Source organism: Avibacterium sp. 21-594 (assembly GCF_026226815.1).
In the GTDB taxonomy this organism is placed as follows: Bacteria; Pseudomonadota; Gammaproteobacteria; order Enterobacterales; family Pasteurellaceae; genus Avibacterium; species Avibacterium avium.
Window position 1 is genome coordinate 178,380 of record NZ_JAKKOC010000001.1, and the last position, 22,328, is coordinate 200,707.

Below are 22,328 nucleotides of genomic sequence, written 5' to 3' on the forward strand. Positions count from 1 at the left end.
TAGGTCTTTTTAGGTAGCTAAAAAGATGAAAATTTTTGACCGCACTTTATTATGCGGTCATTGCTGATTATACGGAATGAATATGCTGAAGAAGCACTTCATTAATACGCGATTGCCAACCTTTCCCTGTGGCTTTAAAGGCTTCAATCACTTCAGGTGATAAGCGAATAGTGATAATTTGTTTGGTTGGCGTTTTTTGTTTGCCCCTTACTTTCGGTTTTATATGTCCTTGCTTTTCCATTTCTGCTTGATGTGCAAGCACCATATTGACAAAATCATCAGGCATTGTTTCTTGTAATGATTTCATTTGTGTAAAATCGCTTTGCTGTAATTCCCGGGCTTCGCCTTCAGAATTAATCAGTGGTGTGTTTTTCTCTGTTTTCATATTTTTTGATCTCCCTTGCATTTGCTTTACGGAAGCTAATAACTCGAATTCCTGTTTTTGTTGGTGTAAATACGAGAATGTGTAATCGCGCTGTTGTCCCCACATAACCAGCGGCTAAAAAACGCGGTTCAGGATAATCTTTTCTATCATCAGCGATAATCATTGCGCTATCCCAATGAAAATAGCGTGCCATTTCAAAAGAGAGTTGACGTTCTTCAATATTGCGCTGATTTTTCTTTTGATCAAATTCAATTTCCATTTTGAATGTTAAATCAAATAACCGTTTCTTTATTGTAAATACATTTTGCTAAATAACAAGTTTTTGTAAACATTTTTGGTAAAAAAACGATCTACAAGATCCGTAAAAATTCCTGTATAATCAACTACAATTTTTGTCTAATTTTTATTTGCTTGTGAGAATACACAATGCTTGAAACATCACAAACAATCCCTGAATTGGTTTCTTGGGCGAGAGAGCGAGAGTTTTCGCTGAATTTGCCTACCGATCGTTTGGCGTTTTTATTGGCCATTGCCATTTATAACAATGAGCGCTTAGACGGTGAAATGCTGGAAACGGATTTAGTGGATATTTTCCGCTATACGGCATCTGCCTTTGAGCAATCTCCCGATAATATTGCCACCCGCGCCAATAATGCGATTAATGAATTGGTTAAACAGCGCTTTCTCAATCGTTTTAGTAGTGAATTTACCGAGGGCTTGGCGATTTATCGTTTAACGCCGTTGGGCGTTGGGGTGTCGGATTATTACATTCGCCAACGTGAATTTTCTGCCTTACGCCTTTCTGTTCAGCTTTCAATTGTGGCAGATGAAATTCAACGCGCTTCTGAAGCGGCGGAAGAAGGGGGCGATGAGCATCATTGGCGGCGTAATGTGTTTGCGCCATTAAAATATTCTGTGGCGGAGATTTTCGATAGCATTGATTTTTCCCAACGTGTGATGGACGAAAATCAGCAAAGCATTAAAGATGAAATCGCAGAGCTATTAACCAAAGATTGGCAAGCCGCTATTTCAAGCTGTGAGCGTTTGTTAGATGAAACCTCAAGCAATCTGCGCGAATTGCAAGATACGCTCAATTCCGCAGGGGACAAACTGCAAGCACAATTATTGCGTATTCAAGATTGTGTGATCGGTCAGGAAAATCTTTATTTTATCGATCAGCTTATCATTGATTTGCAAGCAAAATTAGACCGCATTATTAGTTGGGGGCAACAGTCTATTGACTTATGGATTGGCTATGACCGCCACGTGCATAAATTTATTCGTACCGCGATTGATATGGACAAAAATCGTGTCTTTTCACAGCGTTTACGTCAGTCTATTCAACAATATTTTGAAAATCCTTGGTATTTATGGACAGCGCAGGCTGAGCGTTTAGTGGATTTGCGTGATGAAGAGCTGGTGCTGCGTGAAGAAGATGCGCTAGGGGAACTGCCAGAAGAATTACAATACGAAAGTTTGGCAGATTTACACGATCAAATTGTAGAACATATGCAAAGCCTGTTAATTGCCTACCGTGAGCATAACCGTCCGATTGATTTGAGTTTAGTGCTGAAAGAGCAGTTGGAAAATTACCCAGTTTCGCGCCATTTTGATGTAGCACGAATTATTGTCGATCAGGCGATGCGCTTAGGTATGGCAAGTGGTGATTTAACCGGTGCTTATCCGCAATGGCAAAAAATTAACGAACAGGGCGCTGAAGTACAAGCCAATATCATTGATGAATATAACTAATTTTTAGAGAACCAAACTATGACAGAGCAGCTACAAGAGATACTTTCCGTAAAACAAGCGCAGGCCATTGCAAATCCCCTTTTTCCTGCGGTGGATAGCCAATTACGCGCGGGGCGACACATTAGTTTAGAACAATTGGATAATCACGCCTTTTTGATGGATTTCCAAAACGAGCTAGATCAGTTTTATCGCCGTTACAATGTGGAATTAATTCGTGCGCCAGAAGGCTTTTTCTATTTGCGCCCCAAAGCTACCACGCTGATTGCGCGTTCGGTTCTTTCTGAATTAGAAATGTTAGTCGGTAAAGTGCTGTGTTATTTGTATTTAAGCCCAGAGCGCCTTGCTCAACAAGGCATTTTCAGCACGCAAGAAGTGTATGATGAATTGCTCAATTTGGCCGATGAAAGCAAGCTGTTAAAAGTGGTGAATCAGCGTTCTTCAGGTTCAGATTTAGATAAACAAAAACTGGCAGAAAAAGTGCGCGCTGCGTTAAATCGCTTACGCCGTTTAGGAATGATTTCGACAGTCGGTGATCAGCATAGTGGAAAATTTGTGATTTCTGAAGCAGTATTCCGTTTTGGCGCTGAAGTGCGCGCTGGCGATGATCCAATGGAAGCGCAATTACGCTTAATCCGCGATGGGGAAGCCGCAACACCACAATCCTTACAAGATGAGAAAAGTGCGGTGCAAAATGGCGAAGAAATTGAAGAATTTGATGAAGAAGGGGAAGAATAATGACCAAAGAATTTGAATTAGAAAGCGATAATTTAACCCTTGAAAGCGAAGCAATGGAAAATCATCAAACTGAAGAATTAGATATTATGGAAGCCGTATCGGTGCAATCGCAAGATACAGCCGCGCCTGTTGGACAAAATGTAGAACGTGGAAAATTCCGCTCCCTTACACTGATCAACTGGAACGGTTTTTTTGCCCGCACTTTTGATTTAGATGAATTAGTCACCACCTTATCAGGGGGAAATGGGGCAGGGAAATCCACCACAATGGCTGGCTTTGTTACCGCTTTAATTCCTGATTTAACCCTATTGCATTTCCGTAACACCACAGAAGCAGGGGCAACCACAGGTTCACGGGATAAAGGTTTGCACGGTAAACTCAAACCAGGTGTTTGTTATGCCGTGTTAGATGCGGTGAATTCTCGTCATCAACGTGTTTTAGTGGGCGCACGTCTGCAACAAGTGGCTGGGCGGGATAAAAAAGTGGATATTAAAACCTTTTCTATTCAAGGCCTCCCTTTATCTTTAGCGCCAATTAGCGTCCTAACCGAAGTGGTAAGTGAGCGTCAAGCCCGTGTGCTGACCTTAAACGAATTAAAAGAGAAAATCGAAACACTTGGTGCGCAATTTAAGCAATATCACTCAATCACCGATTATCACGGAATGATGTTTGATTTAGGCATTATTCCTAAGCGTCTGCGTTCGTCTTCTGATCGTAGTAAGTTCTATAAATTAATCGAAGCCTCACTTTACGGTGGGATTTCCAGCGCCATTACCCGATCTTTGCGTGATTATTTATTGCCAGAAAATTTAGGGGTGCGTAAGGCTTTCCAAGATATGGAAAGTGCCTTGCGCGAAAACCGAATGACCCTTGAAGCGATTAAAGTAACGCAATCAGATCGTGATTTATTCAAGCATTTAATTACTGAAACCACCAATTATGTAGCGTCAGATTATATGCGTAATGCCAACGAACGCCGCGGCAATGTGGAATCGGCATTGGCTCATCGTAAAGAATGGTATTTAGCCAAATCTGAACGGGATTTATCGCAACATCGTTTGGTGGATTTTAGCCGTGAATTGGCAGAACTCAACGAAAGCGAACAAACTCTTGAAGTGGATCATCAAAGTGCCGTTGATCATCTGAATTTAGTGCTGAATGCCTTACGCCATCAAGAAAAAATCTCACGTTATCAAGATGATGTAGAAAGCTTACGGGAAAAGTTAGAAGAGCAAAAATTTGCCGTAGAAGAAGCCTCTGAACAGCACGAAGAAAGCCAAGCCCAGTTAGAACAGTATGAGCAAGAAGTGGATCAACTGCGCGGTCAATTAGCGGATTATCAACAAGCCCTTGATGCGCAACAAACTCGTGCGTTGCAATATCAACAAGCTATTCAAGCGCTTGAAAAAGCCAAAACCCTTTGTGGATTGGCTGATCTTTCGACCAAAAATGTGGAAGATTATCACGCTGAATTTGCCGCGCAGGCCGAAGATCTCACCAATAAGGTGCTGGATTTAGAGCAAAAAATGTCGATTTCCGAAATGGCGAAATCGCAGTTTGATAAAGCCTATCAGCTCGTTTGCCAAATTGCAGGGGAAATGCCGCGTTCGGCCGCGTGGGAAAGTGCAAAAGCCTTGTTGCGTGAATATCCAAGCCAAAAAGTGCAAGCGCAACAAACGCCACAACTTCGCGCTAAATTACACGAATTAGAACAGCGTTATCAGCAACAACAAAGTGCGGTGCGTTTATTGAAAGAATTTAATCAGCGTGCAGAATTAGAACTCGAAACCGCCGATGAAATTGAAGAATATTACGCTGAGCAAGAAAGCCTTGTTGATGAGCTAAATGAAGAATTGGCAGAGCAGGTGGAACAGCGCTCAACCTTACGTCAAAAACGTGAACAGTTGAACGCACGTTACAATGAAAATGCCAATAAAGCGCCAGCGTGGCTCACAGCACAGTCTGCACTTGAACGCTTGCAAGAACAAAGCCATAGCCAGTTTAGCGACAGCCAAGATGTGATGAATTTTATGCAATCACTGTTGGTGAAAGAACGTGAATTAACCATTAAACGCGATCAGTTAGAGCAAAAACGTCAGCAACTTGATGAGCAAATTTCCCGTTTAAGTCAGCCCGATGGTTCTGAAGATCCGCGTCTAAACGTGTTAGCAGAACGCTTTGGTGGCGTGTTGCTTTCTGAACTTTATGATGACGTGCCGATTGAAGATGCGCCTTATTTCTCTGCACTATATGGCCCAGCTCGCCACGCAATTGTGGTGCGCGATTTAGAGGCGGTGAAAGCACAATTAGCCCAGCTTGAAGATTGCCCTGATGATTTATACCTTATCGAAGGTGATCCAAGTTCTTTTGATGACAGCGTATTGTCAGCCCAAGAGCTTGAGCTAGGGGTTGTGGTTCAGGTGTCGAACCGTGAATTACGTTATTCAAAATTCCCTGAAATTCCATTATTTGGCCGTGCCGCACGAGAAAAACATTTAGAAGCCTTGCAAATTGAACGTGATGAGGTGTCGGAACAATATGCAGAATGTGCCTTTGATGTGCAAAAATGCCAACGTTTACACGAACATTTCAGCCAATTTGTTGGTTTACACTTGGCCCTTGCATTCCAGCCAAATCCTGAAGAGTTAATGGCAGAAATTCGCCGTGAACAAGGGGAAATTGAGCGTGAATTAGGGCAGTTTAGCACCACAGAACAACAAATTCGTCTTAAATTAGACAATGCTAAGGAAAAATTACAGTTATTAAATAAACTGATTCCGCAGCTTGCTGTAGTTGATGATGAAAGTTTATTAGATCGCATTGAAGAATGTCGCGAACAGCTTGATTTAGCTGAGCAAGATGAACATTTTATCCGTCAATATGGCGTGACATTGTCACAGCTTGAACCGATTGCCAACACTCTACAAAGCGATCCTGAAAATTACGAACGCTTAAAAGCGGAATACGAACAAGCGGTTAATCAGCAAAAACAGGTACAGTTGCGTGTGTTTGCCTTGGCAGATGTGGCACAGCGTAAAGCGCATTTTGATTACAAAGAAAGCGTGCAATCGGAAACCTCTGAATTAAATGAACAGCTGCGTAACCGCTTAGAGCAAGTACAACAACAGCGCGAACAACAACGCGAGCAAGTGCGTCAAAAACAAGTTCGTTTTGCCCAATATAATCAAGTTTATATTGAACTGCGCAGTTCTTATGAAGAAAAAAATAAAGTGCTAAACGAGCTACTTGAAGAAATTAGTCAGCTTGGTGTGCGCGCAGATGACGGGGCAGAGCAACGCGCTCAAGCACGCCGTGATGAATTATCACAGCAACTTGCTACCGTGCGTAATCGCCGCCGTTATTTAGAAAAACAATTAACCCTAATTGAAAGCGAAAGCGAAAATCTTAACCGCCGAATTCGTAAAGCTGAACGTGATTACAAAACACAGCGCGAATTGGTGGTCGCGATGAAAGCCAGCTGGTGTGTGGTGCTGCGTTTATCACGCAATAGTGATGTGGAAAAACGCTTAAATCGCCGCGAACTTGCTTATCTTTCTGCTGATGAATTGCGTTCAATGTCGGATAAAGCCCTTGGGGCATTGCGTACTGCCGTGGCTGACAATGAATACCTGCGCGATGCTCTGCGTTCATCAGAAGATAATCGTAAACCTGAAAATAAAGTGCGGTTCTTTATTGCGGTTTATCAGCATTTGCGTGAACGTATCCGTCAAGACATTATCAAAACGGACGATCCAATTGATGCGATTGAACAAATGGAAATCGAATTATCTCGCCTGACTGCAGAATTAACCAATCGCGAGAAAAAATTGGCGATTAGCTCCGAAAGTGTGGCGAACATTATGCGCAAAACCATTCAGCGTGAGCAAAATCGTATTCGTATGCTTAACCAAGGGCTACAAAACATTGCCTTTGGTCAGGTGAAGTCGGTGCGCTTAGTGGTGAATATTCGTGATACTCACGCAATGTTGCTGGACGCGCTTTCCGATCGCCAAGATGATTATCAAGATTTATTCTCTGATAATCGCATTACCTTCTCCGAAGCCATTGCGAAATTGTATCAGCGCTTAAATCCGCATATTGATATGGGGCAGCGTACGGCACAAACCATTGGCGAAGAATTGTTGGATTACCGCAATTACCTTGATTTGGAAGTGGAAGTCTATCGTGGCGCAGACGGCTGGTTGCGTGCGGAAAGTGGCGCATTATCCACAGGTGAAGCCATTGGTACTGGGATGTCAATCTTGTTAATGGTGGTGCAAAGCTGGGAAGAAGAAAGCCGCCGTATTCGTGGTAAAGACATTGTGCCTTGTCGCTTATTATTCCTTGATGAAGCGGCGCGTTTAGATGCGAAATCCATTTCAACCTTGTTTGAACTTTGTTCTCGCTTGGATATGCAATTATTAATTGCCGCACCTGAAAATATTAGCCCAGAGAAAGGGACAACCTATAAACTGGTGCGTAAGATTTTTGGTAACCAAGAAATGGTTCAAGTGTCTGCCTTACGCGGTTTTGGCGCAACGGAATAGAATAGGCAATAAACAAAAGTGCGGTGCAAAAATACAAAATTTTTCACCGCACTTTACTCGTTATCTTTTCACTTTAAATCTCGCAAGGAAATAAAATGCACTATTTATTTCTCGCCATTGCTTGCAGTGTTGCGGTATCTGTGCTGCTAAAAGTCGCACGCCGATTCAACGTGGTGATCGAGCAAGCAATCGCCTTCAATTATCTTATCGCACTTTTACTCAGCTACTTTTTATTACAGCCGAACTTTCAAGGGCAAGGCTTTACCGATTTTATCGTACAAAATGAAAATAGCGCGATTTTCCTGAGTTTAGGCTTATTGTTGCCTAGCGTGTTTATCATTATGTCAAAAGCCGTTGAATTTGCAGGCATTGTACGTTCTGATGCAGCGCAGCGTTTATCTTTATTTTTGCCTATTTTGGCAGCGTTTGTATTATTTGGCGAACAGCTCAGTCAATCGCGTATTATTAGCTTAATCTTGGCGTTTTCAGCATTATTTTGTTTAATCAATAAACCGCGCGAGCAAGGGCTTTCAGTTAAAGGTGGATTGAGTTTGCTCGCTGTATGGTTTGGTTATGGCGTGATTGATATTTTATTCAAGCAGACTGCCAAAATGGGCAGCGCCTTTCCAACCACCTTGTTTATTACCTTTGCCTTAGCAATGTGCGTGATGTTTATGTATTTATTGATTAAACGAACCCAATGGAATGGAGCGAGTTTGTTAGCTGGCATTGTACTCGGTGGGCTAAATTTTATGAATATTCTATTTTATATTCGCGCTCATCAAAGTTTCAGCCAAAATCCAACCCTTGTTTTTGCGGGAATGAATATTGGTGTGATTTGTCTTGGCACGCTTGTGGGTGCAATAGTATTCAAAGAAAAAATAAGCAAAATCAATGGGGTAGGCGTGGTGCTTGGAATTTCTGCCATTCTCAGCCTATTTTATTTAGAACCTTTTTTAATAAGGTAAGATAATGCAAGATAATTTCAGTTTTTTTGTTTACGATTACGAAAGTTTTGGGGTAAATCCTGCTACGGATCGCCCTGCTCAATTCGCCGGAATTCGTACAGACAAGGATTTTAATATTATTGGTGAGCCTGTGATGTTCTATTGCAAACAAACCAATGATTATTTGCCCTCGCCAACGGCGGTGATGGTAACGGGCATCACGCCACAACAATGCAATGAACAAGGTTTGTCTGAACCTGAATTTGCCGCGCGAATTTTACAAGAATTCTCTCAACCAAATACTTGTATAATGGGCTTTAATAATATTCGTTATGATGATGAAATGACCCGTTATACCTTTTATCGCAACTTTATCGATCCTTACGAATATAGCTGGAAAAATGGCAATTCTCGTTGGGATTTACTGGATTTAGTGCGTGCCTGTTATGCTTTACGGCCTGATGGCATAAACTGGGTTTATGATGATGACGGAATGCCATCTTTCCGCTTAGAAAATTTAACCAAAGCCAATGGAATAGAGCATAGCAATGCCCACGATGCAATGGCTGATGTGTATGCAACCATTGAAATGGCGAAATTAATCAAGGAAAAACAGCCAAGATTATTCCAGTTTTTCTTTGAGCATCGCGATAAAAAATCCCTTGAAGCAATGATTAACACCGCAGAAATGACGCCATTGGTGCACGTTTCAGGAATGTTGGGGAATTATCGCGGTAACACTACTTGGATTGCCCCTTTAGCCTGGCATCCAACCAATAAAAATGCCGTCATTGTGTGTGATTTAGATAGCAATATTGATGATCTACTCAATAAAAGTGCGGAAGAATTACGCCAAAATTTATATACCAAAAAAGCGGAATTGGAAGAACAAGGCATTTTGCCTGTTCCATTAAAATTAGTGCATATCAACAAATGTCCAATTTTAGCCCCCGCCAAAACCTTGCTACCAGAAAATGCACAACGCTTAGGCATTGACCGCCAGCGTTGCTTAGCAAATCTTGCTAAATTACGTGCCGATCTCAACATTCGTGAAAAAGTATTACAAATTTTCACTGATGAACGTGTCTTTGAGCCAAGCGATAATGTGGAAACTGAATTATATAGCGGATTTTTCAGTCCAAATGACAAAAATAATATGGCTATTTTACGCGATTTATCCCCTGAAAAGTTGGCCGAGCATAATTTAACTTTCCAAGATAAACGTATTGATGCGTTGTTATTTCATTATCGCGCGCGCCATTTCTATAAGACGTTAACCCGAGCAGAGCAATTACGCTGGGATAAATACCGCCGTAGAAAGCTGGAACAAAGTGCGGTGCAATTTGAGCAAGAATTACAAGCCTTGGCCGAAGAACATCAAAATAATCCTGAAAAATTAGCCTTATTGCAACAGGTTTATGAATATGGGGTAAAATTATTGGGATAAATTTGTGATGCTGTAACAATCTGATTAAATTTTGCTAAATTGCGTAGAATAAAAAATCGAGTAATCTAACTGCTCGATTTTTTTATTTTTCGCGTAGCGCAATTATTTAGCATTAATAAAGTAAGGATAAAAAGCAGAAAATCATTAAATAGATTAACTAGGCTTATTCTAGTCATTGTTCTTGAGTTCTCAAAAATAGCAGGTAAGTAAAATCATTGTAAAGATTATAGATTTTGTTTCATTGATTTTTAATTCAATTAAGCAAGGCTAGGTTTTTATCTAGCTTTATTTTTACCGCCATATTTATCTACATCATTCTTTAATTTTTCTTTACATTTCATCATTGACAGTGCGTAACTCATAAAATCTAAACGTTACAGTGTGGTCAAAAACCTTAATTTTACCTTGTTTAACTAGTAAAAGTGATCTGTGTATAACTCTGTGATTTTATTGAACCGTAGTTTTTGCTAACCTGATAACTAATTTCGCATAATGTATATTATGTTAAATAATATAAATGTAAAAGTAACTTTTGTACCGCTCTTTTTTGTCATATCCTACAGCATATCTTTATGGCGTTTTTAATGTTTCGACTTGGAATTTTTTCTTCGGTTATTCTTTATATGAAATATCTTTTCAGTGGATTTATGATGATGAGATCATTTAGATTTGATTTTCGCAATGAATATAAAATGAATATTAGTGAGATTTAAGAAATCTTTAAGATTTGAGTCTTAAAAAATATAGGAAAAGCCTATCTGACAATTTGTTACAACGTTACAAAAATAACTTGCAAAAATTGGTAAAAATGAGAAAAATAAGGATTTTGTTTAAATAAAGGAATATAAAAAACGCCTGAACTATTTGTTTAGCACAGGCGCTTAAAAGGAATTAAATGCAGCAAAGAATTAATCAACAAAACGTAATTTTGGAGAGGATTTCTTACTCGATGGCTTTTCTGTTGTTTCAGGCTTATCTACGGCTTCAACAAAACTTAACGGCTGTTCATCTTTAATTTCATCTTGTTGAATAGCAAGCTCATCTTCGAACTCTTCTGGTTCAAACATAATGCCATCACCGCTTTCTCTTGCATAAAGCGCAATTAACGCCCCCATAGGAATAAAGATTTCTTGCGGTACGCCTTGAAAACGTGCATTAAATTGAACGAAATCATTGGTTAATTGCAAGTTTCCTGTTGCGTTCATTGAAATATTCAGCACAATCTGCCCATCTTTAACATATTCAACAGGTACTTTTACGCCAGCATAAGTGGCATCAACGGCCAAGTACGGCGTGCAATCATTGTCTATCAACCAATCATAATAAGCTCTTAAAACATAAGGGCGTTTCGGTGAGAATTTACGTTCCATAACTACTCTCTTTTATTTATCATCCATTAGGTTTTTAGGTGCAGCTTCGCCTACGGATTGCTTGAAAGAATCTCTTTGGTACACACGTTCCATATAATTTTTAATCGCTTTACTTCCTGCGCCTGTAAATTGAATCCCTAATTTCTGCATACGCCATAATAACGGCGCAATATAACAATCTACCAAGCTAAACTCTTCGCTCATAAAATAAGGAGTTTGGTTGAAAATTGGCGCAATGGCTAATAATTCTTCTTTTAATTGTTTGGCAGCCTGCTCTTTTTCAGCGTCATCTCCTTGCTCAATTTGGTTTAATAAAGAATACCAATCCTGCTCAATTCTTAGCATTAATAAACGGCTTTTACCGCGCGATACAGGATAAACCGGCATTAATGGCGGGTGTGGAAAGCGCTCATCAAGGTATTCCATAATAATACGAGAATTAAATAGCACTAAATCACGATCTACCAAGGTTGGCAATGTGCCATAAGGGTTTAATTCCATTAAATCTTCTGAAACAGAACCTGGCTCAATTTCTTCCATTTCATAAGCAACTCCTTTTTCCGCTAAAACAATGCGAACCTGATGGCAATAAATATCATCTTTATTGGAAAAAAGGGTCATTATTGAACGTTTATTTGCTGCACTACTCATTTTATTCCTCCGCTAACCTTTTACTTATCTATCATTTAAAATTAAAGGCGAATATTTTACCATAAATTATAGGGAAATAGCTAAGTAAATTTATCACATACCAAGCTATCTTATTGATTATAAATTGAATTTTTTCTTTAAAATGATTAATTTAAGAAATTTAGAAAAGAAAAATGGCAAGTAAAAACTTGCCATTTGAACTGTATTTGAATAAGAAACGATTAACGTTTTGAGTATTGTGGGCGACGACGTGCTTTGTGTAAACCCACTTTTTTACGTTCAACGCGACGAGCATCACGAGTAACAAAGCCTGCTGCGCGTAATGCTGGACGTAATGTTTCATCATATTCAATTAATGCACGAGTGATACCGTGACGGATTGCACCCGCTTGACCTGAAATACCACCACCTTTAACTGTGATGTATAGGTCTAATTTATCAGTTAATTCAACCAATTCTAATGGCTGACGTACGATCATACGAGAAGTTTCGCGACCAAAATATACGTCTAATTCACGTTGGTTGATAGTAATTTTACCACTGCCCGGTTTGATAAATACACGAGCTGAAGAGCTTTTGCGGCGACCTGTGCCGTAGTTTTGATTCTCTGCCATTTTTCTCACCTCGTGATTAAATATCTAAAACTTGTGGTTGTTGTGCTGCGTGTTCGTGGTTAGGACCAGCGTACACTTTTAACTTACGATACATTGCACGGCCTAATGGACCTTTTGGCAACATACCTTTAACCGCAATTTCAATCACTGCTTCAGGACGGCGAGCAATCATTTCTTTAAATGTCGCTTGTTTGATACCACCTACATAGCCAGTGTGCCAGTAGTAAATTTTATCGCTTTCTTTTTTACCTGTTACGGCAACTTTGTCCGCATTGATAACGATGATATAGTCACCTGTATCAACGTGTGGAGTGTATTCAGCTTTATGTTTACCACGAAGACGACGTGCTAATTCAGTCGCTAAACGACCTAACGTTTTACCTGTCGCATCTACTACATACCAGTCACGTTTAACTGTTTCTGGTTTTGCTACAAAAGTTTTCATTAATTAATTACCAATAAAATAATATTAATACCCAGTGTTCAACATTGAACACAACCATTAATCTCAATCTGCACCCCTTCGAGTGTGATCTCGATAAAATAATGTGCGGTGGGAAAGCCAACACATTCACAGGGTCGGGCGATTATACAAGAGCTTTAAGGAAAAAACAAATGAAAAAAGCACCGCACTTTGAAATTCTTAGTCCTTTTTCTTAGCAAGTTCGCTCACTTAATGTTTTAGAATGTTCTAGTTTTAAGGGGTTACCCTACCCCATTCCAAGAAAAAGCATCGAACAAGCGTTGCCATTGTTCATCTAAAGGTGCGGTGATTTTTAGCCAATTTTTTGTTATGGGGTGAATAAAGGCAAGTGTTTCTGCGTGTAGCATTAACCGATGCACGCCTGTATGTTCAGTTAACGCGCGATTTTGATGCAAATCGCCATATTGAGTATCCCCTAAAATGGGGTGGAAAATATGCTTTAAGTGACGACGTAACTGATGTTTTCTCCCAGTGTGTGGAATTAACCTCACTAAAGAATAACGACTCGTTTGATAGCGCCCTACCCCATAAGGCATTTCTACTACCTTCAATCCTTCATAATCGGTGATAGCCTCTTGTGGTGCTTTATCTTGCTGAGCAAATTTATCGGCAATTTTATCCAATTGCACTTTCAGTGGATAATCAATCCTTCCCGGCTCTTTGAGATAACCGCGTACCACCGCTAAATAGCTTTTTTCAACCTGCTTCTGCTCAAATTGTTCGCACAGCAATTTAGCTATTTCAGAATTTAAGGCAAAAAGCAACACCCCAGAGGTTGGGCGATCTAAACGATGAATAGGAAAAACGTGTTGCCCAATTTGATCGCGCAAGGTTTGCATTACAAATTGAGTTTCGTGACGATCAAGCCAACTACGATGCACCAACATTCCAGCTGGCTTGTTCACCGCGATCAAATATTCATCTTGGTAAAGAATATCAAGTGCGGTCATTTTGTGCGTTACAAATTTCTTCGATGGCTTTCAACGGCTCAATTAAGCGTTGCACGGCAATAATATCTTGCTCTTTCAAGGCTTCTTCAATGTAAGGTACGATAGCCATTTTATGCGGTAATGGTTCACTGCTTTCGATAACGGCATACATTCTTGGAATAAACACCCATTGTAGCCATTCGTGTGCATTCATTGTATCAATACAAAATGGCTCAACGCTGTCAAAGGCGGCAGCTTCAGGGGGAACGGCTTGCCAAATCGCTAATTCTTCCATCGCTTTTTGTAATTGTTGTAACTGGTATTTTGTTTGTTCACGCATTGTGGTTTCCTTAATTTGCTTTCTCATCTCATTCTGCCTAAAATGTGGCATTCGCCTTAGTGCAAAACTGAAGGCGTTATGATACCACAAAGCCAAATGCGAAAAAACGCAATCGCTTTCTTGATAAATTAAGGCAGAAAATGTATTTAATTGAGGCTTTTTTTACCCTTACCCAACCTAATAATGTGGCTTACCCATTGATTAATCAAGTGATTGAACAATGGCGCTATAATGGGCAAATTCTTGGGCGAGAAATCCCCCTTTTCCACGCTGAACTAGAAAACCAGCAAGGGATTGCAGTGCGTGTCGTTTGTCCTGAACAGCAAAGTTTGTTACCCGAATTTAATAATGTGGCGGTACAAACAGCGTTAGAGAAAGCACAACGTGCAGGAATAAATTTCGATAGTTTCCAAGTTATTGCTGATGATTTAAATTCGGATCTCACCTATCAAGGTAAACGCCCTAGCTGGCAAGTGCTTTATACTACTTATTTACAATCTTGCTCGCCATTACACAGTGGGGAGGATAACTTGCCTATCCCACTATATAAATATTTTAAAAATGCCCCGCACTTGAGTTTAGATCTCATTAAATGGCAAGAAAATTGGCAGGCTTGTGATCAATTACAAATGAACGGCACAGCATTAGAACAGCACGCCCTTGCGGAAATTTCCGATCTACATAGTCATTTATCTAAACACGGCTATGCCTTATGCCAAGAAATAGAGCAACACACGGGGATTCCTACCTATTATTATTTATACCGCATTGGTGGCGAAAGTTTACAAGCCGAACAACGACGCCGCTGTCCAAGCTGTAATCAAAATTGGGCATTAAAAACACCGCTCTTTGGTTTGTTTGATTTTAAATGTGATCAGTGCCGATTGGTATCCAACCTTTCTTGGCACTGGCAATAGGCACACTAAAAGAATATATTACTTAGAAAATGATATAACCACAGGAATTGTACAATGAGTCGTTATTTAATCACTTTTGATATGGACACGAATTGCCTTAAAGAGAATTATCACGGAAATAACTATAATAATGCGTATTATGATATTAGGAATGTATTAGACCAACACGGCTTTGATAATTTACAAGGGAGCGTATATTTAGGCAGAGAAGGAATTAGTGAGGCTCACGGAACTATCGCAATTCAAGAACTTACCGCTAAATTTGATTGGTTTTATCCTTGCATTTCAAATATTAAATTTTATCGTATTGAAAGTGATCTCAATGCTGACTTCATTGCTTATCAAATTCATCAAGCAAAACAACGATTTAATCAAAGATTAGCAATGCTAGAAAAAAATCTCATTGACGCTGGATTAACGCAAAAGCAAATTACAGAAATATTAAGTAAAGAAGTTTTTGCTTTAGAAGATATGAAATAATCAAACAAGGAAAAACAATGAATTACAATCACGAAAGTTTACACGCCTTAAAACTTGGGCAAGAAACAAAATATGCACAAAATTATGACCGCACTTTACTGCAAGCCGTACCTCGCCAATTAAACCGTGAGCAGCTTGGTATTGTGGAAAATCAACCTTTTACTTTTGGGGCTGATATTTGGACGGCTTATGAAATCTCTTGGCTTAATGCCAAAGGTGTGCCACAAGTTGCCATTGCTGATGTGGAAATTGATTTCCGCAGTGAAAATTTAATCGAATCAAAAAGTTTTAAACTTTATCTCAACAGTTTTAATCAAAGTCATTTCGAGACGGCTGAGCAAGTGCAACAACACTTACAGCAAGATCTAGCAAATTGTGCGAATGGGCAAGTCAAGGTGCAGTTAAATTCTTTACAAAATTACCACCGCACTTTTATTGACGAATTACAAGGCGACTGTATTGATGATCAGGATATTGAAATTCGTGATTACCAATTCAACCCCAATTATTTAGCAAATTGCACACAAGAGGCGAAACAGGTGGAAGAACAGTTAGTGAGCCATTTGCTCAAATCAAATTGTTTAATCACCCAACAACCTGACTGGGGATCCTTGCAAATTCATTATGTAGGCAAGCAGATTGATCGGGAAAAATTGTTACGTTATTTGATTTCATTCCGTCAGCATAATGAATTTCACGAGCAATGCGTTGAACGAATTTATTGTGATTTAATGCGCTTTGCTCAGCCAGAAAAGCTCACGGTTTATGCTCGTTATACACGCCGTGGTGGGTTGGATATTAATCCCTTCCGCTCAAATTTTCAAAGCGTACCGCACAATACACGCTTAGCCAGACAATAGGAGGTTGCAGTGGCAAATATTCATTATGTTAATCCACGAGGGAGTATGGAACAGCTCTCACATCTTGAAGTGGAATTACTCACCAAGCAAGCGAAAAGCGAACTGTATCAACTGTATCGCAACTGCTCTCTTGCCGTGCTAAATTCTGGTGCGGTAACCGATGACAGCCGTAAATTATTAAATCAATATCCTGATTTTGATATTGAATTGGTGGCGACAGAGCGTGGTATCACCCTGAAGCTACATAATCCGCCAGAAAGTGCCTTTGTAGATCAACATATTATCCGCAATATTCAATATCATCTTTTTGCTGTATTGCGTGATATTGTCTTCGTAAATGTGCTAAGCCAACGGATTAATCCTTGTGATATCCAAGATGGCGTACACATCACTAATCAAGTCTTTTCTATTCTGCGTAATGCCAAAGCCTTGATCGTGGGTGAATTACCTAATTTGGTCGTGTGCTGGGGTGGCCATTCCATCAATCAAATTGAATACCAATATTGTCGTGCAGTAGGGCTCGAATTGGGGCATCGCGAATTAAATATCATCACAGGCTGCGGACCGGGTGTAATGGAAGCCCCAATGAAAGGGGCAGCGATTGGCCACGCAAATCAACGCTATAAACATAGTCGTTTTATCGGCATTACAGAGCCTTCAATCATCGCGTCTGAGCCACCTAATCCTATCGTTAATGAATTAATTATTATGCCGGACATCGAAAAACGCCTTGAAGCTTTTGTGCGTATGGGACACGGTATTATTATTTTCCCCGGTGGGCCGGGAACATTTGAAGAATTACTTTACATTCTTGGCATCAAACTCAATCCAGAAAATCAAGCGCAATCTATTCCATTAATCTTAACGGGGCCAAAAGAAAGCGCGGATTATTTTGCTACGATTGATCGTTTTATTGGCGAAACCTTAGGAAAAGAAGCACAATCTTTGTATAAAATCATCATTGATGATCCGGTGGCTGTAGCGCGTCATATAAAATCGGCTGTTGAAGATATTCGTCATTTACGCTATGAAAATAACGATTCTTATGGGTTCAATTGGTCATTAAAAATTGATCCTGAATTTCAACAACCATTTATCCCTACTCACGAAAATATGGCAAATTTAGATTTGCATATGAACCAAAGCAAAGTTAGCCTTACCGCTAATCTTCGCCGTGTATTCTCAGGAATTGTAGCGGGTAACATTAAGCCTGATACGCAAGATCGCATTGCGGAATTAGGTAAATTTCAGCTCAAAGGCGATAAAGATTTAATGGAGAAAGTGGACAATGTGCTGCAAGATTTCATTACCCAGCATCGAATGAAACTCCCAGATGGCGAGGCTTATGAGCCTTGTTATGAGATTATTCGTTAGTAAATAATTAGCCTCCCTTACTCTTGAATTATACGGCTTATGGCCGTATAATTTCTTCATATCAATAGAACAGAGCAAATTATTATGCAAACTAAAATCCCCAAAGCTCGATTAGAAGCAAAAGTAAATCCTGAAATTTATCAATTATTTAAACAGGCCGCAGCGATTACTGGACGCACATTAACAGATTTTATTGTTGATGTGGTATATAAAGAATCCGTAAAAACTATTGCTGAACATCAGTCTGTGAAATTATCTGTGGCGGATCAAGTCCATTTATTGAAACATCTTGACTCTTATGAAGTCAATCCAACAATGGAAGAAGCACTTTCAATGCACCAACAATTCTTAGCAAGGAAAAATGCGCGTGCAGATTGATTTAGAGCATATTGATATTGTGACATTATCTCAGTTGAAGTTAGATAAAAAATCCTTTTGCAGTCTTTCACCTGAGTTAAACCGCTATTTTCATACTCAAGCTTCACAAGATGAGAGAAAAGAATTATCAAAATGTTTCGTTTTAATTCATCAAAGACAGGCCAAAATTATTGGCTATTATACCCTATCAGCCACTGCAATTAACGTAAGTGATATTCCCAAAACACAGATTAAACAAGAGATTCGCTACCCTAACATTCCTGCTGCATTAATTGGACGGTTAGCAGTTGATGAACAATTTATCGGCTGTGGTTATGGTAAATTTTTAATCGCGGACGCCATCAGCAAAATAAAGGAGTCAAAGCTTGCTGTTGCCGCATTGCTTGTGCAAGCCAAAGATGAACAAGCGATTGCGTTCTATCATAAATTAGGTTTTATCGCTTTTCTTGAACGAAAAAATATGCTCTTTCTCCCTTTAACCAAATTGATTAAAAAATAAAAGGCATTAATAAATGCCTTTTAAAAGAATAAATTAAGAAATAATTTAATTTTTCACCGCACTTTTCTTAACTCCTTAACCCTACCCCACGGCTAATCAGATAATAGGCGATGCTGTAAAGTGCGGTGATAAAAATGCCTAAAACGCCGAAGGTATAAACTAAACTGACATCTTCAATGCCTAAAAAACCATAGCGGAAGCCACTGATCATATACACAATAGGATTAAATTTTGATACCGCTTGCCAGAAAAGTGGCAGTAAGGAAATGGAATAAAACACACCGCCGAGATAAGTTAAAGGGGTCAGTACAAAGGTGGGGATAATGCTGATGTCGTCAAAAGATCGTGCAAAGACCCCGTTGATTAACCCGCCTAAGGCGAAGCTAGCGGTGGTGAGCAATAAGGTCGCTACCAATACGCCCCACGAATAAATGTGCAACGGCACGAAAAATAGCGAAACCAAGGTAACCAAGATCCCGACACTTAAGCCACGCGCCATTCCGCCTGCCATATAGCCGAAAATTATAATATGCGGTGAGGTGGGGGAAATCAACAGCTCTTCCACGTTACGAGCGAATTTTGTGCTGTAAAAAGATGATGCCACATTGGCGAAAGAATGAGTTAAGGCAGACATCATAATCAGCCCCGGTACGATAAATTGCATATAGCTAAAGCCGTGCATTTCGCCAATACGATTGCCAATCAGCTGGCCAAAAATCACAAAATATAAGGTCATTGTGATCACGGGCGGCACAAGGGTTTGCACCCAAATTCGGGTAAAACGGCGTACTTCTTTCACAAAAATGGTTTGAAAGGCAACCCAAGCTAAACTCATTATTGCACTCCTTTATTCAATGCCATTGAAACAAATAATTCTTCTAAACGGTTGGCTTTATTACGCATACTCAACACTTGCACGCCTTGTTGCGTCAGTTGTGAAAATAGCTGATTTAAACCCTGCTCTCTTTTCACTTCCACTTCAAGCGTATTGTTATCTAGCCAAGTGACGTTGTAACCTATTATTTCAGGCTTAACCGCTTGTGGTGCTAAATCAAAAATAAAGGTTTCCGTTTCCAGCTTCGCCAATAAGGCTTTCATTGACATATTTACCACTAAACGCCCTTGCTGAATAATGCCAATATGGCGGCAGAGCATTTCCGCTTCTTCCAAATAGTGCGTAGTCAAAATAATCGTTGTGCCTTGCTGATTTAGCTCACGCAAAAACTCCCACATAGTGCGGCGCAGTTCAATATCCACGCCCGCCGTAGGTTCATCAAGAATCAGCAATTTAGGATGATGCATTAAGGCGCGCGCAATCATTAAACGGCGCTTCATTCCCCCTGAAAGTTGGCGTGATTGCTGATGGCGTTTATCCCATAAATCTAGCTTTTTCAGCCACACTTCCGCGCGCACTAAAGCCTCTTTGCGTGGAATGCCATAATAACCCGCTTGATTGGTGAGAATATCAATCACGCGTTCAAATTGGTTAAAGTTAAACTCTTGCGGCACTAAACCGATATTCTGTTTTAGCTGGCTTGGATTGCTATCCAAATCTGCGCCAAACACCTTCACTTCGCCAGCGGTTTTATTAACCAAAGAACAAATAATCCCTATAGTGGTGGATTTCCCCGCCCCATTATGACCAAGTAAGGCGTAAAAATCCCCCGCTTCAACACTGAGATCAATGCCATACAAGGCTTTCACACCGTTTTTATATTCTTTGGTTAATCCTTTGATTTCTAATGCTAACATTCAATGTTCCGTTAAATTTATTAAAATTTTACACCGCACTTTTTAAATCATAAGGAAACAAAGTGCGGTGCAAATTTCGCTGATTTTTGACTTAAATTTTACTCACGTCAAATAAATCCAAATTAATGCAATCTGGCGTGCCGTAAAATTTGGCAAGGGCTTGGCGTAAGGTTTCTGCGCGTTTTGGTAACCCTTTCGCGGCATAGTTTTTTACTTGTTCATAAACGGCTTGCTTGAAAGGCTGGGTATCACCGGAGTTGCCGTTAAGATTATCACTACTCGCAATATAGCGAAATCCTGCCGCGGTGGCTAAAATCCACTCTAACGCTTGTGGCTTAACTTCCACTTGTTCAAACTCACGCTGGCGTCGTTCAGAACGTCCGTCAGGTTCGTACCAATAACCAAAATCTTCTAATTTACGCCGCTCTTTGCCTGCAATCAGCCAGTGCGAAATCTCGTGCAAGGCGCTGCTGTAAAAGCCTCGCGCAAAATAAATGGCATTGTAAGGGCAGTCTTTATTCGCTGGCGCATAAAGCGGTTCATCGCCCCCTTTAACCAATTTGGTATTATATTCTTGCTCAAAGCATTGATTAAAAATGGCAATAATATCTTCTAAACGATGTTCCATCACAACTCCAAAAAATAATAAGGCACAAGTTTGTGCCTGAAAATTTGAAAACGCGCTATTTTAACATTTATGACGGTTTAGCTACATTAATTATTTTAAAGGGCGGACACATCGGTCCGCCCCTACACTCGTATATAATGATAACTTATTGTAATTAAATAGATTTTCGTAGGGGCAAACCTATGTGTCTGCCCGAAAAAACATTTATTTCAAGCTATCAATTTGTTACAACGCTTTAGCACGTCTTGTTAATGGTAATAATTTAAAGGGTGGATACATCGATCCGCCCTTACACTCGAATATAATGATAACTAATTGTAATTAAATAAATTTTCGTAGGGCAATACCTATGTGTCTGCCCGAAAAAAGCGTTTATTTTAAACTATCGCTTTGTTGCAACGCTTCAATACGCTTTTCCAACGGTGGGTGGCTTAAAAATAAAGAGGCTAAACCGCCTGTTCTGCCGTTAATACCGAAAGCCGCAAATTGCCCTTCCATTTGTTGTGGTTCGTGAAGTTGTTGTAAGCGGCGTAATGCAGCGATCATTTTTTGTTTGCCGACTAAATGGGCTGAGCCTGCGTCCGCACGGTATTCACGGTAGCGTGAGAACCACATTGCGATCATACTCGCCAAGAAACCAAACACCACTTCTAGCACCATTGAAACTAAGAAATAAATTCCGCTGCTGCTTTCGCCGTTGTCGTTGCGATTGCTCGCCACCACGTTGGCGATAAGACGAGAAATAAAAATCACGAAAGTATTTAACACGCCTTGTAGCAATGTCATTGTAACCATATCGCCATTTTGAATATGGCTGATTTCGTGCGCTAGCACTGCTTCCGCTTCGTCTTTGGTCATTGCGTTGAGCAATCCTGTACTCACGGCAACCAGAGAGTTGCTTTTACTTGCGCCAGTGGCAAAGGCATTGACGTCCGCAGAATGGTAAATCGCTACGGTTGGCATTGGAATATTTGCTTGGCGTGCCTGCGTTTCAACAGTGTTGAGCAACCAACGTTCTTGCTCTGTGCGAGGCTGCTCGATCACCTGCCCATTCACCGATTTTAATGCCATTGTTTTGGATAAAAACAGGGAAATCAACGATCCACTGAAACCGAACAGTGCCGCCATAATGAGCAATCCACTGGCATCTTGTGCGCGGATTCCTGTTAGGCTCAAAATAATATTAAAGACAATTAGCACCGCCATATTGGTGGCTAAAAAAAGTAAAATTCGCATCAT

General features: G+C 40.2%; 23 protein-coding genes. 11 read left to right on the forward strand and 12 right to left on the reverse strand.

Annotated elements, in window-relative coordinates; genetic code table 11:
* Positions 1-67 precede the first annotated feature (67 nt).
* Positions 68-385 (reverse strand): BrnA antitoxin family protein, encoded by a 318-nt coding sequence (locus L5B76_RS00890; protein ID WP_265753877.1) that lies wholly within the window; start codon positions 383-385, stop codon positions 68-70.
* The gene (locus tag L5B76_RS00895) at positions 354-644 is read right to left on the reverse strand and encodes a BrnT family toxin (protein ID WP_265753878.1); all 291 of its coding nucleotides are present in this window, start codon (positions 642-644) and stop codon (positions 354-356) included. Before L5B76_RS00895 ends, L5B76_RS00890 begins: the two co-directional genes overlap by 32 nt.
* A 167-nt stretch (positions 645-811) precedes the next feature.
* On the opposite strand from L5B76_RS00895, the gene mukF reads away from it, so the two are divergent.
* The 5 genes from mukF (at position 812) to sbcB (ending at position 9,813) form a co-directional block, all read left to right on the forward strand.
* The gene (gene mukF / locus L5B76_RS00900; protein WP_265753879.1) at positions 812-2,137 is read left to right on the forward strand and encodes a chromosome partition protein MukF; all 1,326 of its coding nucleotides are present in this window, start codon (positions 812-814) and stop codon (positions 2,135-2,137) included.
* An 18-nt stretch (positions 2,138-2,155) separates the two neighbouring features.
* Complete coding sequence (gene mukE, locus L5B76_RS00905; RefSeq protein ID WP_103852843.1) at positions 2,156-2,872, forward strand: chromosome partition protein MukE; 717 nt, start codon at positions 2,156-2,158, stop codon at positions 2,870-2,872.
* A gap of 86 nt (positions 2,873-2,958) precedes the next feature.
* Positions 2,959-7,419 (forward strand): chromosome partition protein MukB, encoded by a 4,461-nt coding sequence (gene mukB / locus L5B76_RS00910; protein WP_442780787.1) that lies wholly within the window; start codon positions 2,959-2,961, stop codon positions 7,417-7,419.
* Positions 7,420-7,514: 95 nt separating this feature from the next.
* Entirely contained in the window at positions 7,515-8,387 is an 873-nt protein-coding gene (locus tag L5B76_RS00915; protein ID WP_265753881.1) for a DMT family transporter, read from the forward strand.
* Between the two features lie 4 nt (positions 8,388-8,391).
* On the forward strand, positions 8,392-9,813 hold the full coding sequence (sbcB, locus tag L5B76_RS00920; RefSeq protein WP_265753882.1) for an exodeoxyribonuclease I: 1,422 nt from the start codon (positions 8,392-8,394) through the stop codon (positions 9,811-9,813).
* Positions 9,814-10,721: 908 nt separating this feature from the next.
* On the opposite strand, the gene L5B76_RS00925 is transcribed toward sbcB, so the two are convergent.
* The 6 genes from L5B76_RS00925 to L5B76_RS00950 form a co-directional block, all read right to left on the reverse strand.
* Entirely contained in the window at positions 10,722-11,183 is a 462-nt protein-coding gene (locus L5B76_RS00925; protein ID WP_265753883.1) for a ClpXP protease specificity-enhancing factor, read from the reverse strand.
* A 12-nt stretch (positions 11,184-11,195) separates the two neighbouring features.
* Positions 11,196-11,834, reverse strand: coding sequence for a stringent starvation protein SspA (gene sspA / locus L5B76_RS00930; RefSeq protein ID WP_115249642.1), 639 nt, complete (start codon positions 11,832-11,834; stop codon positions 11,196-11,198).
* A gap of 221 nt (positions 11,835-12,055) precedes the next feature.
* A complete protein-coding gene (gene rpsI / locus L5B76_RS00935; RefSeq protein ID WP_017806615.1) occupies positions 12,056-12,448 on the reverse strand; it encodes a 30S ribosomal protein S9 in 393 nt (130 codons plus the stop codon).
* Positions 12,449-12,464: 16 nt separating this feature from the next.
* Positions 12,465-12,893, reverse strand: coding sequence for a 50S ribosomal protein L13 (gene rplM / locus L5B76_RS00940; protein ID WP_017806616.1), 429 nt, complete (start codon positions 12,891-12,893; stop codon positions 12,465-12,467).
* A gap of 260 nt (positions 12,894-13,153) precedes the next feature.
* Positions 13,154-13,882 (reverse strand): tRNA pseudouridine(65) synthase TruC, encoded by a 729-nt coding sequence (truC, locus tag L5B76_RS00945; protein WP_265753884.1) that lies wholly within the window; start codon positions 13,880-13,882, stop codon positions 13,154-13,156.
* Positions 13,869-14,201: a YqcC family protein gene (locus L5B76_RS00950; RefSeq protein WP_265753885.1), complete on the reverse strand. Its 333-nt coding sequence runs from the start codon at positions 14,199-14,201 to the stop codon at positions 13,869-13,871. The genes truC and L5B76_RS00950 overlap by 14 nt, the downstream gene beginning before the upstream one ends.
* 140 nt (positions 14,202-14,341) lie before the next feature.
* Between L5B76_RS00950 and L5B76_RS00955 the strand changes: the two genes are divergently transcribed.
* From L5B76_RS00955 to L5B76_RS00980, 6 genes are all read left to right on the forward strand, one after another.
* On the forward strand, positions 14,342-15,118 hold the full coding sequence (locus L5B76_RS00955; protein WP_265753886.1) for a Zn-ribbon-containing protein: 777 nt from the start codon (positions 14,342-14,344) through the stop codon (positions 15,116-15,118).
* A gap of 54 nt (positions 15,119-15,172) precedes the next feature.
* On the forward strand, positions 15,173-15,598 hold the full coding sequence (locus L5B76_RS00960) for a VapD (RefSeq protein WP_250350243.1): 426 nt from the start codon (positions 15,173-15,175) through the stop codon (positions 15,596-15,598).
* Positions 15,599-15,615: 17 nt separating this feature from the next.
* Complete coding sequence (queF, locus tag L5B76_RS00965; protein WP_265753887.1) at positions 15,616-16,458, forward strand: NADPH-dependent 7-cyano-7-deazaguanine reductase QueF; 843 nt, start codon at positions 15,616-15,618, stop codon at positions 16,456-16,458.
* 9 nt (positions 16,459-16,467) lie between these two features.
* Complete coding sequence (gene ppnN / locus L5B76_RS00970; RefSeq protein ID WP_265753888.1) at positions 16,468-17,832, forward strand: nucleotide 5'-monophosphate nucleosidase PpnN; 1,365 nt, start codon at positions 16,468-16,470, stop codon at positions 17,830-17,832.
* Positions 17,833-17,916: 84 nt separating this feature from the next.
* Entirely contained in the window at positions 17,917-18,210 is a 294-nt protein-coding gene (locus L5B76_RS00975) for a type II toxin-antitoxin system TacA family antitoxin (RefSeq protein ID WP_103855273.1), read from the forward strand.
* Complete coding sequence (locus tag L5B76_RS00980; protein ID WP_265753889.1) at positions 18,194-18,709, forward strand: GNAT family N-acetyltransferase; 516 nt, start codon at positions 18,194-18,196, stop codon at positions 18,707-18,709. The genes L5B76_RS00975 and L5B76_RS00980 overlap by 17 nt, the downstream gene beginning before the upstream one ends.
* A gap of 67 nt (positions 18,710-18,776) precedes the next feature.
* Here L5B76_RS00980 and L5B76_RS00985 read toward each other — a convergent pair whose 3' ends face one another.
* From L5B76_RS00985 to htpX, 4 genes are all read right to left on the reverse strand, one after another.
* Positions 18,777-19,544 (reverse strand): ABC transporter permease, encoded by a 768-nt coding sequence (locus tag L5B76_RS00985; protein WP_265753890.1) that lies wholly within the window; start codon positions 19,542-19,544, stop codon positions 18,777-18,779.
* A complete protein-coding gene (locus L5B76_RS00990; RefSeq protein WP_265753891.1) occupies positions 19,544-20,461 on the reverse strand; it encodes an ABC transporter ATP-binding protein in 918 nt (305 codons plus the stop codon). The genes L5B76_RS00985 and L5B76_RS00990 overlap by 1 nt, the downstream gene beginning before the upstream one ends.
* A 91-nt stretch (positions 20,462-20,552) precedes the next feature.
* Positions 20,553-21,089, reverse strand: a complete 537-nt coding sequence (locus L5B76_RS00995; RefSeq protein ID WP_265753892.1) for an elongation factor P hydroxylase — start codon at positions 21,087-21,089, stop codon at positions 20,553-20,555.
* Positions 21,090-21,461: 372 nt separating this feature from the next.
* A complete protein-coding gene (gene htpX / locus L5B76_RS01000) occupies positions 21,462-22,328 on the reverse strand; it encodes a protease HtpX (protein WP_265753893.1) in 867 nt (288 codons plus the stop codon).

What these genes read in the sequence shown, in the direction of transcription:
- L5B76_RS00890 (WP_265753877.1), bottom strand. Translation starts at nt 385, where the DNA reads ATGAAAACAGAGAAAAACACACCACTGATTAATTCTGAAGGCGAAGCC.
- L5B76_RS00895 (WP_265753878.1), bottom strand. Translation starts at nt 644, where the DNA reads ATGGAAATTGAATTTGATCAAAAGAAAAATCAGCGCAATATTGAAGAA.
- mukF (WP_265753879.1), top strand. Translation starts at nt 812, where the DNA reads ATGCTTGAAACATCACAAACAATCCCTGAATTGGTTTCTTGGGCGAGA.
- mukE (WP_103852843.1), top strand. Translation starts at nt 2,156, where the DNA reads ATGACAGAGCAGCTACAAGAGATACTTTCCGTAAAACAAGCGCAGGCC.
- mukB (WP_442780787.1), top strand. Translation starts at nt 2,959, where the DNA reads ATGGAAGCCGTATCGGTGCAATCGCAAGATACAGCCGCGCCTGTTGGA.
- L5B76_RS00915 (WP_265753881.1), top strand. Translation starts at nt 7,515, where the DNA reads ATGCACTATTTATTTCTCGCCATTGCTTGCAGTGTTGCGGTATCTGTG.
- sbcB (WP_265753882.1), top strand. Translation starts at nt 8,392, where the DNA reads ATGCAAGATAATTTCAGTTTTTTTGTTTACGATTACGAAAGTTTTGGG.
- L5B76_RS00925 (WP_265753883.1), bottom strand. Translation starts at nt 11,183, where the DNA reads ATGGAACGTAAATTCTCACCGAAACGCCCTTATGTTTTAAGAGCTTAT.
- sspA (WP_115249642.1), bottom strand. Translation starts at nt 11,834, where the DNA reads ATGAGTAGTGCAGCAAATAAACGTTCAATAATGACCCTTTTTTCCAAT.
- rpsI (WP_017806615.1), bottom strand. Translation starts at nt 12,448, where the DNA reads ATGGCAGAGAATCAAAACTACGGCACAGGTCGCCGCAAAAGCTCTTCA.
- rplM (WP_017806616.1), bottom strand. Translation starts at nt 12,893, where the DNA reads ATGAAAACTTTTGTAGCAAAACCAGAAACAGTTAAACGTGACTGGTAT.
- truC (WP_265753884.1), bottom strand. Translation starts at nt 13,882, where the DNA reads ATGACCGCACTTGATATTCTTTACCAAGATGAATATTTGATCGCGGTG.
- L5B76_RS00950 (WP_265753885.1), bottom strand. Translation starts at nt 14,201, where the DNA reads ATGCGTGAACAAACAAAATACCAGTTACAACAATTACAAAAAGCGATG.
- L5B76_RS00955 (WP_265753886.1), top strand. Translation starts at nt 14,342, where the DNA reads ATGTATTTAATTGAGGCTTTTTTTACCCTTACCCAACCTAATAATGTG.
- L5B76_RS00960 (WP_250350243.1), top strand. Translation starts at nt 15,173, where the DNA reads ATGAGTCGTTATTTAATCACTTTTGATATGGACACGAATTGCCTTAAA.
- queF (WP_265753887.1), top strand. Translation starts at nt 15,616, where the DNA reads ATGAATTACAATCACGAAAGTTTACACGCCTTAAAACTTGGGCAAGAA.
- L5B76_RS00975 (WP_103855273.1), top strand. Translation starts at nt 17,917, where the DNA reads ATGCAAACTAAAATCCCCAAAGCTCGATTAGAAGCAAAAGTAAATCCT.
- L5B76_RS00980 (WP_265753889.1), top strand. Translation starts at nt 18,194, where the DNA reads ATGCGCGTGCAGATTGATTTAGAGCATATTGATATTGTGACATTATCT.
- L5B76_RS00985 (WP_265753890.1), bottom strand. Translation starts at nt 19,544, where the DNA reads ATGAGTTTAGCTTGGGTTGCCTTTCAAACCATTTTTGTGAAAGAAGTA.
- L5B76_RS00990 (WP_265753891.1), bottom strand. Translation starts at nt 20,461, where the DNA reads ATGTTAGCATTAGAAATCAAAGGATTAACCAAAGAATATAAAAACGGT.
- L5B76_RS00995 (WP_265753892.1), bottom strand. Translation starts at nt 21,089, where the DNA reads ATGGAACATCGTTTAGAAGATATTATTGCCATTTTTAATCAATGCTTT.
- htpX (WP_265753893.1), bottom strand. Translation starts at nt 22,328, where the DNA reads ATGATGCGAATTTTACTTTTTTTAGCCACCAATATGGCGGTGCTAATT.